This is a genomic window from Rothia sp. HMSC064F07 (assembly GCF_001837265.1).
GTDB classification, from domain to species: Bacteria; Actinomycetota; Actinomycetes; order Actinomycetales; family Micrococcaceae; genus Rothia; species Rothia mucilaginosa.
In genome coordinates, this window is the sequence record NZ_KV831926.1 from 377,309 (window position 1) to 393,913 (window position 16,605).

Here is a 16,605-nt window from a genome sequence, read left to right on the forward strand (position 1 = left end):
GAAACCTTAGCGGGAACGCTGGCGCAGGCGGGGCAGGTCCAGAATGACCACCGCGCGTGCCTCCAGGCGAATCCAGCCACGAGAAACGAACTCGGCAAGAGCCTTGTTCACGGTCTCGCGGGATGCGCCAACCAGCTGTGCCAGCTCTTCCTGGGTCAGCTCGTGAGCAACGAGCACGCCGTCGGTCGCGGGGCGGCCGAAGCGGTCAGCCAGGTCCAGCAGAGCCTTAGCGAGGCGGCCGGGAACGTCGGAGAAGACCAGGTCAGCCAGTGCCTCGTTAGCGTGGCGCAGGCGGCGAGCCAGAGTCTTAATAACCTGATCGGAAATCGAGGGGTCCAGCTGCTGTGCGCGCTTGAAGGACTCGTGCTTGATGGCAGCCAAGCGGGTCTCAGAAACAGCCACAGCGTTGGTCGAACGGGGCGAAGGATCGAAGAGAGCCATCTCGCCGAAAACGTCACCGGGACCCATAATCGCGACCATGTTCTCGCGGCCGTCAGCAGCGGTGCGGCCCAGCTTGACCTTACCGGAGAGCACAGCGAAAAGCTGGTCGTCCTGGTCACCCTCGTAGAAGAGGACAGCGTTGCGGGAGAGGTCAATCTCCTGAATGTCATCGGTCAGCAGAGCGAAAGCTGCATCGTCGAGGTTAGCAAAGAGAGGGGTACGACGGAGGATCTCGAGATCCATAAAGTTCTCCTAGATATGAGGTGATGAGCCGAAGCCCGTAAATGTTCAGTGAGTGAGCCCGAACCGGTGTCATGCGTCTCAACATCTGAAATGTGAGAAGGCTCAAGCTAGTGTGACATATTCAACTGATATGAGCGTACCCTAAAAAAGCGCTTTATGCATTCCGATATAGGGCGCTTTACAGCAAAAGTTATTTCTTTCGAGAAAATTCAAAGCTTACCCACAGGTTCAGCACCTAATATCAAGCATCCAGGTGTGTACTTTTTCGGTACCAAGCACGCTGACACCCTCATGACAAACCCTCATGACAAGGAGGCGCACCGCCTCCACACGCGGTACGATGCGACGAGGCAGAACCCGGTCTCAACAACCCCGGAACCGCCCGTCACGCCCGCCGCAGGGTACAGCGTGCCACCACACTCACCGGGCACAGCCCGCACCAACCACAATGCGCACACCGTGACCACTTCTACCCACCAAGGAGGCAATTAGTCGTGACGACCGGCATCAACCTGCTTGATATTGCTATCCCCATCATTCTGCTGCTCTACTTCCTCGCCGGAGTCCGCAGCGGATTCTTCACCACCCTCGGAACCTTCCTCGGCCTGGGCCTGGGCGTCTGCGCTGCAGCCTGGCTCGTGCCCCTCGCCGTCGCCTCCGTGGGATCCCAGTGGAGCCTCATTACCGCCGTCGGTGTGCTCATCATCTGCCTGACCATCGGACAGTGGCTCGGCCTCGTCGCCGGACGCACCATCCGCCGCGTCACCGACATTACCCCGCTCAAGGGCATTGAACGCTTCTTCGGCGGAGTGCTGAACCTCGCCGCCTGCGCCCTGGTCATGGTCGTGCTGACCATCTCCATGCGCACCGTGCCCATCCCGCAGCTCAACACCGTGCTCAGCGAATCCAAGACCCTCTCCTGGATGGTCGCCTCCACCCCCGAGGTCGTCAAGGACCGCATCAACACGGTACGCAACGACGTGCTCGCCTTCGGAACCATTCCCGAAGTCAGCCAGCTCATCGCCCCCGAAACCAGCGCCCCCACCCAGACCGTAGAATCCGCGGCACTGGACCGGGCGGCAGCCTCCGTGGTTGAGATTCTGGGAGCCGCAGAGCAGTGCGGCTACACCTCCACCGGCTCCGGCTTCGTCGCCGATAACGGCCTGGTCGTCACCAACGCCCACGTGGTCGCCGGCGTGACCTCCCCGGTCGTACAGGACTCCCGAGGCCGCACCTGGCCCGGCACCGTCGTCTACATGGACAGCGAACAGGACATCGCCTTCATCAGCGTCCCCAAGCTGCCGCTTGAACCGCTGAACATCGGCACCAACGCCGCCGCAGGTAGCCTCGTAACCTTCATGGGCTACCCCAAGGGCGGCCCGTTCAAGGCACTGCCCGCCACCGTGCAGGGCATCGGCAACACCCAGACCATCGACGCCGACACCGGCCGCGCCAACGCCATGCGCCAGGTCTACCAGCTGGCAGCCGACGTGCAGCACGGCAACTCCGGCGGCCCCGTCCTCGACGAAAACGGCAACGTGGTCGGCGTGATCTTCGGCAAGGCAACCAGCGGCCAGACCGGCTACGCCATCACCGCAAGCACCCTCAAGCAGGCACTGGCTGAAGGTGGCGACAACACCGCCGCTGTCTCCACCGGATCCTGCCGCAAGTAACTAGCCGCTAGACAGCGATAAAAGTTCAGGCTCCCGCCCTCAAGTAAGGGACGGGAGCCTGAACTGTTTAACAAGGGGGGGGGATAGGCGGGGCTATTCCGCCCAGATGCTGTGCTGCTACTCAGCGAGGTGCTGCGCTGGGTTATTCCGCCAAATGCTGGGCGAGGAAATCAACCGCCATAACGTAGCCGTATGCGCCCGCACCGGCAATCACCGCAGTAGCCTGCGGCGACACAAACGAATGATGACGGAACTCCTCACGACGATGCACATTCGACAGATGCACCTCAACCACCGGAAGCTCAGCCGCCTCCAGCGCATCATGTAGCGCCACCGACGTGTGCGTATACGCCGCCGGGTTGATAATAATCGCCGCACTACGGGTACGAGCACGCTGAATCTCATCCACCAGCGCACCCTCATGATTCGACTGCATAAACTCAACATCAAAACCATGAGCCGCCGCGCGCTCACGCACCATACGCTCAATATCGTGCAGAGTGGTGTAGCCGTACACCTCGGGGCGGCGCTGCCCAAGCAGGTTCAAATTCGGTCCATTAAGCACAAAAATCGTATCTGACATAAAACCAGTGTGGCACAGCGAGCGACCGCACAGCAGGAGCCGACGCGAACTGCCCAGAAAATGACGGGGAGGGGCGAGAAACGCCACGAGCTAAGTACGGTGAACCTCGCTACCGCACACACCCAAAGCCCGGTAACCTCGCGCTATGACCGAGAACGCCATCCGCACCGAAGTAGACGCACAGAACACCGCGGCAGAGAATGCCGAATCGCTCCTGCAGATTCGCTTCGTTCCCGAATTCAAAGCCGCAGCCGCCGCCCGCCGCCTCAACGCACGCGCACCCGAAAGCCACCTCGCCACCGTGCGCCGCGCCCGCAAAATCAACCGCATCCTCGGCGAAACCTACCCCTACGCCGTCGCAGAACTCGACTTCGACAACCCCTTCGAGCTGCTCATCGCCACCGTGCTCTCGGCACAAACCACCGACGTGCGCGTCAACTCCGTCACCGGTGCTCTCTTCGCACGCTACCCGGACGCTGCCGCGCTCGCCTCCGCACGCACCGAAGAGGTCGAACCCTATATTCAGTCCCTCGGCTTCTACCGCGCCAAGGCACGCTCCATCATCACCCTCTCCCAGCAGCTTGTAGAACGCCACAACGGGCAGGTTCCCTCAACCCTCGAAGAGCTCGTAGAACTCGCCGGAGTCGGCCGCAAAACCGCGAACGTAGTCCTCGGAAACGCTTTTGACGTGCCCGGACTGACCGTAGACACCCACTTCGGCCGCCTCGCCCGCCGCATGGGGTTCACCACCGCAGACGCCCCCGAAAGGGTCGAAAAAGACGTCGCCGAACTCATCGACCGCAAAGACTGGACGCTCTTCTCACACCGCATGGTCTACCACGGCCGCCGCATCTGCCACGCCAAAAAGCCCGCCTGCGGTGTATGCCCCGTTGCCGACCTCTGCCCGTCCTATGGAGCCGGGGAGACGAACGAACAAGCAGCACGTAAACTCATGAAATACGAAATGGCACCCGGTCGAGAAGACCTGCACCTGCGATTCCTGCAGGGCGCAACCCGCCGCGAACTCATGGCAGAAGGCTACCCGCTCAGCGCCTAACGGCGACTGAACCAAACCGGAATGCAGCCGCACAGAAGAGAGGTACACAGATGAGCGCACCCGAGGTACAACCCGAACAGGCGGGGCAGGAGGCACAGCACCCCGCCCAGCAGGCACTGGCGGCTCTCGCAGAGGGCGGCGTGGAATTCGACGTCCAAGCCCTGCTAAGCAGCGCACCCGCCAGCCCGTTGAACAAAGAAGCCGCCGTGCTGATTCTCTTCGGCGTGCTCGACAACTCGCCCTCCACCGGCGAATTTGAAGGCTGCCCCGAGAACGTCAGCGCCGACCTGGATGTACTGCTCCTCGTGCGTGCCGCAACCCTGCGCTCACACGCCGGTCAGCCCGCCTTCCCCGGCGGCAAAATCGACCCTGAAGACTACGCGCACGCCGAAACCACCGGCGAACCCGTCGCCCACATCGCCGCCCTGCGCGAGGCGGTCGAAGAAACTGGGCTAGACCCCGCCGGCGTGCAGATCCTCGGCCAGCTGCACACCCTGCCGCTACCCATCAGCAACTTCATGGTCACCCCCGTGCTTGCCTGGTGGAACAGCCCCGTGCCCGTCGAAGTCGTCGACCACAACGAGTCCGCGCTCATCGCCCGCGTGCCCGTGCGTGACCTGCTCAACCCTGCCAACCGGCACACCGCCTACGTCAAACACGGCCGCACTTCACACCGCACCCCCGCCTTCGAGGTGCGCATGCCCGGCGGCGAAGAATTCACCGTGTGGGGATTCACCGCGATTCTACTGGACCGGATCTTCGACTCGCTCGGCTGGACCGTGCCCTGGGATACAAAAAAGATGCGCCCGGCACCCGGCTACGAGGAGTAACTACGAGGAGTAAAACCGGCTGGAATAAATACCTGACCAGCGGATACAGGGTGCAGAATAGTGCGCAAATAGGGGCGGCAGATAGCTTGAATGAAGCTACCTGCCGCCCCTATTTTCACCCTTGTACGGTGCCGCTTATGTGCGGCTGATTATTTACCGCCGATTATTTGCCGTCCGCGTAGTTGCGCACCCGCGCCACCGACACCGGAAAATCAACCGGCACCCGACCGAAGAGCAGACGTGCCGCCTCCGCAGCGCCCTCACGCACAATACGCTCCACGCGATCCGCCTCCAGCTCGGGACCGCACAGCAGAAGCTCATCGTGCAAAAAATACACAATGCGGGTGCGCATCGGCATACCAAAAATTCGCTCCGACAACAGGCGAGAACGCACCGCGCCCATCCAGCACAGAGCCCACTCAGCCGCCGTACCCTGCACAATAAAATTGCGGGTCATACGCCCGTGCGCACGTGCAGTCGACACCGCACGCGACTCAGCCGCCGGCGAAGACCGATCAGCCACAATCTCACGGAAACGCTCATCCACCGGCGGGGACGTACGACCCAAAAAAGTCGTCACCTGACCGCCCGCCTCACCAATGCGCGCGGCACGCTCCGTAAACTCCATCGCCTGCGGAAAAAGCGCCGCCACATGCGGCAACAGGGCACCAATCTCACCGCTACGGCCGCCATACATAATCGCCAGCATGCCCACCTTCGCGTGGGAACGCTCCGTCAAACCCACACCCTTCATGCGCGCCAACTCGGCAATGCCCGCATACAGGTCAGCGCCACGACCCGCCGAAGCGAGCACCTCATCACGGCTCAACGCCGCCAGAATACGCGGCTCAATCTGCGAGCCATCCGTCACCGTCAGTACCTGACCCTCCGGCGCCTGCACCGCCTGACGAATCTCCGCAGGCAGCTGCAACGCACCACCGCCGGAAGCGCCCCAGCGCCCGGTCGCGGCTCCACCCACCTCAAGATGCGGGCGGAACGCCCCCTCAGAAACCCAGGTATCAGCCCACGTCCAGCCGTTAGCAGTCCAAATACGGTACAGCTTCTTATAGCGCAGAATCGGGTCAATCATCGCCCAACGCTTCTGCCGCTGAGCCGGAATCGCATCCGCCCAACTCTTCAACTCCCACGAACGCGTAGACTTCACCGAAACCCCCGCAGACTGCAAAGCACGCAAAAGATCCTGCGGCGAATCCGGATTCAACGACGGCATAAACAGCATGCGCTGAATCTGCTCCGCCAACTCCTGCATCTTCTGCGGACGCTCCCCAGGCACCGGGCGCGGACCCAACAACTCGCACAGATGCTCATGATGCGCCTGCACATTAAACGGGATGCCGTAATAACCAATCTCAGCCGCCACCAACGCACCGGCAGACTCCGCCGCCGCCAAAAGACGCAGCCGCTCCGGGTGCCTCGACTCGCTAATAGCGCGCGCCTGCGCCAGCCACTCACGCATCAGCACACGCACCACCGGATGCTCCGGCAACAGAGTCACCGGGCCCGCCGCCAACTGCGGGGCAAAAGGCTCATGAGGCGCCGCCTCCAGGAAATCCGGGGAGGAATCGGCAGGAGAACCGGCGGGTGCGGCGGAAGAGGTAGCGGGCGCACTCAAAAAATCAGCGCCGAACAGCTCCTCCTGACCCTGAATCTGCCGCGCCACCGGCAGATACCCCTGCGGCTCCACCGCCTCACGCACATCAGAAAGATCCAACACCGGGCTGTACTCCACAAAACCGCTCGGATGCGTAGCGGCAGTTACCAAAATTCGCTGTACCAGACGCAAATCATGGCACAGATGCACCCGCACCCCGCGGCGCAGTAGCAGCGGGTCAACGTGGCGGGTATCAGCCCAAATCCAGCGGGGGAAACGCGCCTGTACCGAATCTGCCGCTTGCCGCTCTACCTCTCGCACATACGCCGGAAGATTTGCCGCACTCACCCGATCCGCGCGCGTAATCCGCGGAATAAAGGTCGGGTCCTGCAACTGCTCAGCGGTCGGCGCCGAAAAATGAAAAGCACCCCACGAGGTCACCGGCTGAGCACCGCGCGGGGACGCACCCGCGGCAATAGCCGACGTGACCGGGTGCGCGGAGGTGCCGGTCTGGGCGGTAATACCCGCGCCGGTGGCAGGACTGAGCAGAACGTACATTCTTCCATTATCGAGGATGTGCCGGTAGAACGGGTGGTGCGTGGTTATCACCAGAATGTACGAGTGGTTTGTCATAAAAGCGCCGGATGCGTGCGTTTTGTTCGTTTGAGGTGCGTGCATCGTGGATATTTCGGGGTGCACGAGGAGTTATCCACAGAACGCTCATTCTCTTAAAAGTTCGGGGTGGGTGCAATGCTCTCCTAGAGCCATGAACCCCGCCATGAACCCCTCCAGCAATCCCGCCGGGCACCCTGCCAACAATCCCGGCAGCCCCAACGGTTGCCCGCCGCGTGCCGCACAGGGCGCGAATCAGCCGGGCGCACAGAATACGGGCGTCCAGAACACCCGCACGCACTCGCTACCCGCCCTGCTCATTCCCGAAGACTATCGCGCCCGCGCCGTCGCCCTGCACGCCCGCGAGCTGATTCTGCGCTCGCCGCAGATGAGCGCTATCGCCCTGGGTGGTTTTAGTGGCGGATTCAGTGTCGGGCTCGAGAAGGCTGGGGAGCGGCCGTCCGTAGAGGGCATGGTTGCCGCGGGCAGTGCAAACACCGCGAGTGCCGCGGGCAGTGGGTTACTCCAAGAATCCCAACCCCTCCGCGAGATCCTCGAAAACGCCGTGGACGAGGCAATCTGCACCATCGACGGTGGATACCAGGGGAACACCTGGGGGAACGCGAGCGCAGAAGGAACGGGCGCAGACGGAACTAATGCGACGAAGCCCCGAAAATTCCGCACCAAAACGGTGCAACCCGCGCCCACCTCCTGGAGCTACCCCAGCGTGGAATACGTGCCCGTCAACCAGCAGACCGCGCTGCGCTACCTCGCCGCGGAACTCTACGGCCTCGGCGCCCTCGAACTGCTCCTTGACGAGGGGCAACGCGCCGGAACCATCACCGATATCTACGTGAATTCGCCCTGTGATATCTGGGCGGGCATCAACGGAACCACCCGCCCCGTGGCGCTGAGCCTCGGTAATGAGCGGCGTGTGCGTGACCTCGCCGAGCGGCTCATCCGCAGGCATGGCGGGCAGCTGGACGCTGCGCATCCGGCGGCTGACATTAGTGATGAGCACGGCAGGCGCATCCACGCGATTATCCCGCCGCTGAGCGAACGCACCCGGCTCTCCGTGCGCCTACCCGCCCGCGAGCGCCCCACCCTGGCGCAGCTGCAGGCCGCGGGGCTGTGCGATGAGGCGACCGCCGCCTACCTGCGCCGCATGATTGCCGAACGCCGCGGATTCCTCATTAGCGGGGGCACAGGCACCGGCAAAACCACCCTGCTCAACGCCCTGCTGGGGCTGTGTACGCCGCAGGAGCGCCTCATTCTGCTCGAAGACACCCCGGAACTCGCGCCGCAGCATGAACAGGTTATTGCCCTCAAAACCCGCGCCGCCAACTCCGAAGGTGCCGGCGAAATCGGGCTGGGTGAGCTGATCGTGCAGGCGCTACGCATGGGCCCGGATCGGCTCGTGGTCGGCGAGTGCCGCGGTGCGGAGGTGGTGCACCTGCTGACCGCCATGAATACCGGTCACCGCGGCGCCGGAACGACCCTGCACGCCAATAGTGCGCAGGCGGTGCCCCTGCGTTTGTGCGCCCTGGGTGCGCTCGCCGGACTGGATAGTAGAACGGTCGCTCTACATACGGCGACGGCTTTTGAACGCATTATCCACCTGGAACACCGGGACGGATGCCGCCGCATCGAGGGTATTTACAGCCTGCACCCCGCCACACAGGGGAGTGAAGAGTACCTGCAGGTCAGGCGTATTTCTGTGGGCTCTGAAGTTGGGTACTAGCCCCCGTAAAGGGGAAACGGAAAACGTGAAAGGAGGAACCATGAAAAGGGAAGAAACGAGTCGAGGAAGCCTTCGCGAACGCTGGGCTGAGCACCTCGCCGGAGCAGCCAGCGCCGAGGAAATGCGCATGTGGCCGCTCATGCTACGCACCCTCGCCCTGAACCTGCGCGCCGGCATTCCCCTGCAGGAGGCGGTGCACACCGACCCGGGCTCTGGTCAGTTCAGGCAGTTCGGGGAGAACGAGCTGATGCCGGGTACGGGGAAAACGCGCGCGAAGAATAGCTCTCGGAAAAGCGCCAGGAAAAACACCCGAGCTCGACGTGCACGAGGGTCCTCTTTCGAAGACTACGGGCACAAGCGGTGCGCCGAAGATATCCGCCGCTTCACGCAGGCGCTCGCCACGGTCACCTCCTGGGGTGCCCCCGCGCACCTCGCCTGCGCGCAGCTACTCGAAAATAGCACCCGGATGCGCCCGCACAGCCGCGAGCGCCTGCACGACCTGCAACTGAGCCTGCGCATGAGCGAGAGCGCCGGTGCGCCGCTCGCCACGAGCCTGGAACGCGCCGCCGAACACGCCGAAGAACGCATTGACGCGCTCCTGGGCAGGCAGAGCGCCCTCGCCGCGCCGCGTGCCACTGGCAGGATCCTCTCATGGCTACCGCTGCTCGGCCTCGGCTTGGGGGTACTCATGGGAAGCGACCCCGTGGGTGTGCTGACAGGGTCCGTTCTCGGAGCGCTCACCGGTTTGCTCGGGCTGGGGCTTGCCTTCGCCGGGCGCCGCTGGACCGCCGCGCTCGTACATCGGGCGGAGGTGGAGAGCGCAAGGCCGAGCACCAGGGTGGCGAATGCTGAATCTGAGATGGAAAAGCCTGCCTCGCCAGCAGGTGCCGTGCCCATTGATACCGCCCTCGTGCTGGAACTACTCGCCGCGCAGTTGAGAGCCGGGCTCGCACCGCTCGCCGCACTGGGCACCCTCGCCGAGGCGCTTAACAGCCGACCGTTGCACACGGTCTGCCAGCGCCTACAGATGGGTAGCGGCTGGGGGAGTGCCTGGTCGGGGTCCGCGGCGGGAACCTTCGGTGAGCTGCGGGATGCGCTCGCCCCCGCCTACACGGGCGGCGCACCCAGCACGGCGCTGCTGCTCTCCCTTGCCGATGCGCACCGCCTCAGCGAGCGACGCGCGGCAGAACGCGCCGCCGGAAAGCTCTCCGTAGCGCTCGTGGTGCCCCTCGGGTTGTGCTCGCTACCCGCCTTTATCTGCTTGGGTATTGTGCCCATCATCATTTCGCTACTACCCACGCTGACCGGCTAAAGAACCATGTCCATAAGCGCTGTCGATTAGCCGAAATGCTGAAAAGTTTAGACCTTCGCTTTTAGACCTTTGCCCATCTGCCGTGAACGCGGATGAGCACCCACCCCGCCCCGCATGTTTAGGGCACAACGAAAGGAAAACCAATGACGAACACCCTCTGCGAAGTAATCCGCCACGACCTGCACACTGTCGACGCTCCGGTCAACGCCCCGGCCGGTGCTCCGAGCGAAATTCAGCCCGCCGCGCTCGGTGCCGTGCAGGGCGCTGAAACGCAGACCATTCTGGGCCCCGTGCCGCTGTCCATTGCCATCGCAACCACCATGAAGCAGCTGCGTGAAGAATGCCCTGAGCTTTTTACCGATGCTGAGCTCTTCACTGATACCGAACTTTCCACCGGCGCTGAGCAGAAGCATGCCGGCCCCAGGATTGACCCTTGCGAAATGGAGATTGATATGAATACGAGTCACCTGAACCCCGAACAGGCGCTGACCATTGCCCGCGCGCTCGCCGAGGGCTGCACCCTGGACGAATGCGGCGCCACCTGCCGCAGCCTGGGTGAGCACGCGCCCGGCTGCACCGAATATGTACCCGCTGAGGGACACGAAAAGGCGCTCGAAGACTACGCCCCCGCGGGTGACCCGGAGGAGGGCGCCTCCACCGCGGAGTACGGCATTGTGATGCTCGCGGCGGTCGGTTTCGCGGGCCTGCTGGTGCTGATTCTCAAGTCGGATGAGGTGCGTTCCATGCTCCTGGATATTGTGCGTAACGCCCTGTCCATTGCGGGCAATACGGGACTGCTCTAGAGGCCTTAGTCTAGAGGTATTGGAAAACCCGCCGTAGGGTTTTGTCCCTAGATGCTAGGTTCTTTGGAAAATCAAGCCAGAAGGGAGGAATAAAGAATGAACGCTCATGTGAATTTGGGTGCTTTGCGGCGCACTTGCTCCGCAGGGAAAACCAGTGTGGACCCGACACTCTCGACCCCGCACAAGAGCCCGGCAGAAGAGGGCGTGATTACCGCCGAATTTGCGGTCGCCCTACCCGCCGTGACGGTGGTGCTCGCCCTCTGCATGGGTGCCGCCTCCACGGGGGTTGCGCAGCTGAAGGTGGAGGAGTCCGCGCGAACGGCTGCACGAGCCGCCGCCCGCGGAGATTCCGAGGCGCAGATTCGCTCCGCCGTCAGCCGCATCGACCCGGCGCAGAGCGTGCAGATTTCTGTTTCTCCTGATGATGTAGTCGTGACAGAGGCGGGGCGCGCCCGGGAAGTGCACGTTCGGGTGAGCCGCCCCGCCCCCGGTGTGATTGGTTCGGCAACCGGCTGGGTGCTGCGGGCGGACGCCCACGCCCGCGTTGAAGCCGGCGCTGAAAACGATGCTGAAAACGGTGCGGGTCATGAAGGTGAGTAGAGCCGCTATGGGTCCCACCCCGAAAACAGCCTCCGAGAATCAATACCCCGAAGCGGGTAGCGGCACCGTCCTTGCCCTCACCATTATTGCCGCGCTACTGGTGGTGACCGTGGTGATTGCCGGGCTCATTGGGGTGGTGTCCGCAAACCGCAGGGCTTCCGCGGCCGCCGATTTGAGTGCGCTCGCGGCGGCGGACGCCTACCGCGGGCTCACTGAGGGGGACCCGTGCGCGGTCGCGGCGGATCTTGCCGAACGCCACGGCGCGCACCTGGAATCCTGCACGTTTCCGGACCGCCCCGAAACGGTGGAGGTGACGGTCGCCGTCCCGGTCGCGGGGCCCATGGGTGCGCTGGGCCCGGCGAGGGTGCGTGCCCGCGCCGGGGCTGAGCATCTCGAAGAAGGGCGCCCCGAAGAAGAGCACGCGGCGGGCAACGTGGAGGAGCTGAGCCCCGATGAGGTAGCCGAGCTGGAGGAAGAGCTGGAAGCTGCGCAGGACTCAGCGCCCGAGCCTCCCGCACCAGAAAGCTCCGCAGAATCAGAGAATCCAGTTGAGCCAGAAAACCTACCCGAGACAGAAGGCTCAGCCGAGTCGGAAAACCCGGCCGACTAGGCTATTTACACTCATTGGGAGTTGTCATCCCAGCGTGTTCTACGCCTCCGCCATGCTCCGTAGCATCGCCTGCAGTAGCGCCCGGGCGCCGTGCTTGCTGAGCGGCTCGTTGCGGTTGCCGCATTTGGGTGAGTGCACGCAGGAGGGGCAGCCGTTGTCGCATCCGCAGCTTTCGATGGCTTCGAGGGTGGCGCTCAGCCACTGCGTAACCGCGTTGAAGCCGCGCTCGCTAATGCCCGCGCCGCCGGGGGCTGCGTCGTAGACAAAAATGGTGGGCCTGCCGGTGTCCACGTGAAGCAGTGTGGAGAGCCCGCCCAAGTCCCAGCGGTCGCTGGTGGCGATGAGCGGTAGCAGCCCGATGGCGGCGTGCTCGGCGGCGTGCAGGGTGCCGGGGCCGTCCTCTTCGGTCACGCCCGCGCCGAACAGGTAGCTGGGTTCGAAGGTGAACCAGACCGCCTCGGTCATGAGCACTTCCGGCGGCATGGGTTGCGCCTCTTCGCCCAGGTATTCGCCGCCGTAGACGGAGAATCGCCGGTATCCGGTGACCTGGTCGGTGACCTGAACCTGCCCGCGGTGCATGGTGAGCGGGGCGAGCTGCTGTTCTCCAGAAGCACTCTCGACGGGAGCAGTCTCGCCGGGAACCGCTTCCCCAACAGCGTTTTGCGCACCGTAACTAACCCGCGCACGCTCTGCCAGAATACGCACCTCTGTGCTCTCAATGGCGCGCGTGTAGTAGTCCGGGTAGACGCGGCTGAGTAGGATTACGCGCTCGCCCTCGCTGAGGGACTCGACCACGTACTGCGCGTTCTGGTGAATATAGATTGCGCCCGGGTGCCCCTGGCTCATGGCGTGCGCGGCGTCCATGGTGCCAACCAGGGTGCCGTCTTCGGCGTCGATGAGCTGGTAGGGTCCGCCGCCGGTGCCGCGGATATCGACCAGGTCGGCGGCTGATTCGGCGTGCGTCCAGTACCAGCCATCCGGGCGGCGACGCAGGTACCCCTGCTGCACCAGTCGATCCAGCAGAGCGGCGGTATGCGGCCCGAAGAGGCTCAGCTCTTCGGCGCGGATGGGCGCCTCCTGAGCGGCGGCGCACAGCTGCGGTGAGAGCACATACGGGTTTGTCGGGTCGAAAACGGTCGCCTCAACCTCCTGCCCGAAAATCGCCTCCGGGTGGTGCACCAGGTAGGTATCGAGCGGGTTGTCGTCGGCGATGAGCACGGCGAGCGCGTCCTGACCGCTTCGACCCGCCCGGCCCACGCGCTGCATGAAGGAGGCGCGGGTACCCGGCCAGCCCGCAACGAGTACGGCGTCCAGCCCGGAGATGTCGATGCCCAGTTCCAGCGCGGAGGTGCTCGCCAGGCCGAGCAGTTCGCCGTTGCGGAGTTTGCGTTCGAGTTCGCGGCGCTCTTCGGGGGTGTACCCGGCGCGGTATGCGGCGACGCGGTGGGAGAGGCCCGCCTCCACCTCGTCGAGGTAGCGTTGGGTCTTCTGCGAGAGGATTTCTACGCTGCGGCGCGAACCGGCGAAAACCAGCGAGCGGGTGCGGGAAAGCACCAGGTCGGTGAGCATTTGCGCGCCCTGCTCCACGGGGGAGACGCGGCGCGGCGCCTCCTGCTCAGCCTTCGACTGGACTGCCTGCTGCTGGGTGCTGCGGGCACCCTTGGCAAGCTGATCGTGCGCCTTGGGCGGCATGAATTCGGGCTCCCAGAGCGCGACGGTGGTTTCACCGCGTGCGGAGGTGGACTCGGTAATGGCGGTGACCGCCTGCTGCGGCACGCCGATGAGCTTGGAGAAAGACTCGACCGGGTTGGAACTGGTCGCGGAGGCGCCGTAGAACACGGGCACGGTGCGGTAGAGTGCGCAGACGCGGCGCAGGCGGCGTAGCAGGTTGGCGATGTGCGCGCCGAAAACGCCGCGGTAGCTGTGTGCCTCGTCGAGCACCACGTAGCGCAGCCCGCGCAGGAAGGATGACCACTGCCGGTGGTTGCTCAGGATTGAGTAGTTGAGCATGTCCGGGGTGGTGAGGATGAAGTTGGCGTGTTCGCGGATCCAGCGGCGTTCGCCGGTGGGGGTGTCGCCGTCGTAGCTTGCCGCGTGGAGTCCTGGCAGGTTGTAGGAGGTGAGGGCGGTGAGCTGGTCGGCGGAGAGTGCCTTCGCCGGTGAAATGTAGAGAACGTTCGCTCTATTATTGAGGTTTTCTGCTCCCGAATACGCGGAAGTTGAGCTCACCGGCTCGCCACACGATGCGCGATAAATAGCGTCCAGAGTGGGCATCAGGTAGCTCAGGGTCTTGCCCGAGGCGGTACCCGTCGCCACAATCACGTGCCCGCCGCTGCCGGTACTCTTCGCGTCTTCGGTGCGCGTTGCTGCCGATGCTTCGATACGCTCAGCTTCGATGCGCCCTGCCTGCCAGCCGTAGCGCGCCGCGCTCGCCGCCAGCGCCGCATCGAGACCGGCATGGGCGGCGTTCGCCGCCTGCACCTGGTGGGCGTAGGGCTCGGCAATACCGAGCGATTCAAAAGCCTCCACCACACGCGGATGCAACCACTGCGGCCACGGCGCGTAGCTCGCCTCCCTGGCGGCAATGGTATGGATATGGGTCACCTGCTCGGGCAGGATTCCGGTGCGTTCTGCCTCCGGCAGCAGGGATGCCAGCACCTGCTGTGCGCTCGTGGGCAGCTCTCGGTAACGGAGCGTTTTTGGGCGCGCCGCAGACTGCCCCTGCTCGGGCTGGTGTGTGGACTGCTGTTCGGGGTGCTGGTTGGCGTTCTGCGAAGGGGTGCTGTGCGGCATGGGTTCCATTGTAGAGCGGCGGGCTACAACACCCCGACCTGCCGCCGGTCATGTGCCGTCCTGAATCTGTGCCCCGTGCCTGTCTGAACCCCGCCTCGGCACCGCTTTTGTGCTGCCGACCCCGTAGTCAGCGCGCACATATCAAAAAATCTGCATGCTTTAGGCGTATATGACGATAAAATAGTTTCGTGGCTCAAAATAAGATTATTCTGTATTACCAGTTCGCCCCCATCGCCGACCCGCAGGCGGTCATGCTCTGGCAGCGTGCCCTCTGCGAGAAGCTCGGCCTGCGCGGGCGCATCCTCATTTCCAAGCACGGTATTAACGGCACCCTCGGCGGCGAAATCAACGCGGTCAAGGCGTACACCAAGGAAACCCGCAAGTACCCCGGCTTCAAGAACATGGAGTTCAAGTGGTCCGAGGGTGGCGCGGAGGACTTCCCCCGCCTGTCCGTGAAGGCACGCGACGAGATTGTGGCTTTCGGTGCTCCCGACGAGCTGCAGGTGGACGAGAACGGCGTCGTTGGTGGCGGCGTGCACCTGAAGCCTGAAGAGGTCAACAAGCTTGTTGAAGAGCGCGGCGACGAAGTGGTCTTCTTTGACGGCCGTAACGCGTTTGAGGCGAAGATTGGCAAGTTCAAGAACGCTATCGTTCCCGACGTGCGCACCACCCACGACTTCATCCGCGAGATTGAGTCCGGCAAGTACGATCACATTAAGGACAAGCCGGTCGTCACCTACTGCACCGGCGGTATTCGCTGTGAGATTCTCTCCGCGCTCATGAAGAACCGCGGCTTCAAGGAAATCTACCAGATCGACGGCGGCATCGTGCGTTACGGCGAGAAGTACGGCGATAAGGAACTGTGGGAAGGCTCGCTCTACGTCTTCGACAAGCGCATGCACATGGAGTTCACCCCGGACACCGTCACCATCGGCAAGTGCGAACAGTGCGGCGCCCCCTCGAACAAGTTCGAGAACTGCTCTAACGAGAACTGCCGTGAGCTGGTTCTGCTCTGCCCCGAGTGCGCAGCTGATGACGCGAAGCGTCATTGCGTGCCCGAGTGCTCGGTGGACCGCGAAGCAGCTGAGGCGAACGCCTAATGGCAGCCGCTAAGGGCGGCGCGGTTCAGATTTCTGAACCTCGCATTGAGGAGCACCCGGCGATGGTCGTTGCCGGCGTTTCGCAGGTGTTCCCCCTGGACGGCGACTTCTCCTCGCTGTGGGATGAGCTGAATCAGAAGGCGTCCCCGGCGATGCTGGATGTTCTGAACGTGACCCAGTACCTGGGCGTGTGCACTCAGCCGAACCCGAAGGGGCAGGTCCGCTACACGGCGGGCTTCCTAGTTTCGGAGCCGGCGAGCGCGGCGAAGCTTGGTCTGGGCGTGCTGGAGTTGCCTGCGAGCACCTATGCGGTGGTTGAGGTGACCGGCCCGATTTCGGAGTCCATTCCGGCTGGCTTTGCGAGCTTTGAGGAGGCGTTCTTCGCGAAGAATCCGCAGTACCGCCCGGTGGGTGGTCTTGAGGTGTACGGTCGCGGCGATATGCAGGCGGCTGATTACCGTATGGAGCTGTGGGTTCCGCTGGCGAAGCGTTCCTAGGGCAGTTTGTTTCTGCCGTTGTAGTTGCAGTTTTAGCTGTTGAGTAGAAGGGCCCGGTGGTGCGATGCGTTCGTGCCGCCGGGCTTTTCTGTGCCCTT

General features: G+C 63.6%; 14 protein-coding genes. 10 read left to right on the forward strand and 4 right to left on the reverse strand.

The window, feature by feature from the left end; translation table 11 throughout:
* Positions 1–6 precede the first annotated feature (6 nt).
* Complete coding sequence (locus HMPREF2712_RS04015) at positions 7–684, reverse strand: Crp/Fnr family transcriptional regulator (protein WP_005504653.1); 678 nt, start codon at positions 682–684, stop codon at positions 7–9.
* Between the two features lie 494 nt (positions 685–1,178).
* Between HMPREF2712_RS04015 and HMPREF2712_RS04020 the strand changes: the two genes are divergently transcribed.
* Entirely contained in the window at positions 1,179–2,357 is a 1,179-nt protein-coding gene (locus tag HMPREF2712_RS04020; RefSeq protein WP_070819335.1) for a MarP family serine protease, read from the forward strand.
* Between the two features lie 142 nt (positions 2,358–2,499).
* Here the strand turns inward: HMPREF2712_RS04020 and aroQ are convergent, their stop codons facing one another.
* Positions 2,500–2,940: a type II 3-dehydroquinate dehydratase gene (gene aroQ / locus HMPREF2712_RS04025; RefSeq protein WP_070819336.1), complete on the reverse strand. Its 441-nt coding sequence runs from the start codon at positions 2,938–2,940 to the stop codon at positions 2,500–2,502.
* A 145-nt stretch (positions 2,941–3,085) separates the two neighbouring features.
* Between aroQ and nth the strand changes: the two genes are divergently transcribed.
* Both nth and HMPREF2712_RS04035 read left to right on the forward strand, forming a co-directional pair.
* Complete coding sequence (gene nth / locus HMPREF2712_RS04030; RefSeq protein ID WP_070819337.1) at positions 3,086–3,997, forward strand: endonuclease III; 912 nt, start codon at positions 3,086–3,088, stop codon at positions 3,995–3,997.
* Positions 3,998–4,047: 50 nt separating this feature from the next.
* Positions 4,048–4,827 (forward strand): NUDIX hydrolase, encoded by a 780-nt coding sequence (locus HMPREF2712_RS04035; RefSeq protein WP_049360386.1) that lies wholly within the window; start codon positions 4,048–4,050, stop codon positions 4,825–4,827.
* A 163-nt stretch (positions 4,828–4,990) separates the two neighbouring features.
* Here the strand turns inward: HMPREF2712_RS04035 and HMPREF2712_RS04040 are convergent, their stop codons facing one another.
* A complete protein-coding gene (locus HMPREF2712_RS04040) occupies positions 4,991–6,997 on the reverse strand; it encodes a bifunctional 3'-5' exonuclease/DNA polymerase (protein WP_070819338.1) in 2,007 nt (668 codons plus the stop codon).
* A gap of 208 nt (positions 6,998–7,205) precedes the next feature.
* Here HMPREF2712_RS04040 and HMPREF2712_RS04045 point away from each other — a divergent pair, with 208 nt between their 5' ends.
* From HMPREF2712_RS04045 to HMPREF2712_RS04065, 5 genes are all read left to right on the forward strand, one after another.
* Positions 7,206–8,792 carry a TadA family conjugal transfer-associated ATPase gene (locus HMPREF2712_RS04045; RefSeq protein ID WP_246828670.1) on the forward strand — a complete coding sequence of 529 codons (1,587 nt, stop codon included), beginning with the start codon at positions 7,206–7,208 and terminating at the stop codon, positions 8,790–8,792.
* Positions 8,793–8,832: 40 nt separating this feature from the next.
* Positions 8,833–10,104 carry a type II secretion system F family protein gene (locus HMPREF2712_RS04050; RefSeq protein ID WP_070819340.1) on the forward strand — a complete coding sequence of 424 codons (1,272 nt, stop codon included), beginning with the start codon at positions 8,833–8,835 and terminating at the stop codon, positions 10,102–10,104.
* Between the two features lie 143 nt (positions 10,105–10,247).
* Entirely contained in the window at positions 10,248–10,907 is a 660-nt protein-coding gene (locus HMPREF2712_RS04055) for a DUF4244 domain-containing protein (RefSeq protein WP_070819341.1), read from the forward strand.
* 156 nt (positions 10,908–11,063) lie between these two features.
* On the forward strand, positions 11,064–11,507 hold the full coding sequence (locus HMPREF2712_RS04060; protein ID WP_231840284.1) for a TadE family type IV pilus minor pilin: 444 nt from the start codon (positions 11,064–11,066) through the stop codon (positions 11,505–11,507).
* 7 nt (positions 11,508–11,514) lie between these two features.
* Positions 11,515–12,117, forward strand: a complete 603-nt coding sequence (locus HMPREF2712_RS04065; protein WP_210401008.1) for an Rv3654c family TadE-like protein — start codon at positions 11,515–11,517, stop codon at positions 12,115–12,117.
* A gap of 39 nt (positions 12,118–12,156) precedes the next feature.
* Here HMPREF2712_RS04065 and HMPREF2712_RS04070 read toward each other — a convergent pair whose 3' ends face one another.
* On the reverse strand, positions 12,157–14,919 hold the full coding sequence (locus HMPREF2712_RS04070) for a DEAD/DEAH box helicase (RefSeq protein WP_070819343.1): 2,763 nt from the start codon (positions 14,917–14,919) through the stop codon (positions 12,157–12,159).
* 179 nt (positions 14,920–15,098) lie between these two features.
* Between HMPREF2712_RS04070 and HMPREF2712_RS04075 the strand changes: the two genes are divergently transcribed.
* The gene (locus tag HMPREF2712_RS04075; protein ID WP_049338579.1) at positions 15,099–16,010 is read left to right on the forward strand and encodes an oxygen-dependent tRNA uridine(34) hydroxylase TrhO; all 912 of its coding nucleotides are present in this window, start codon (positions 15,099–15,101) and stop codon (positions 16,008–16,010) included.
* Entirely contained in the window at positions 16,010–16,507 is a 498-nt protein-coding gene (locus HMPREF2712_RS04080; RefSeq protein WP_049338580.1) for a GyrI-like domain-containing protein, read from the forward strand. The genes HMPREF2712_RS04075 and HMPREF2712_RS04080 overlap by 1 nt, the downstream gene beginning before the upstream one ends.
* Positions 16,508–16,605: the final 98 nt, after the last annotated feature.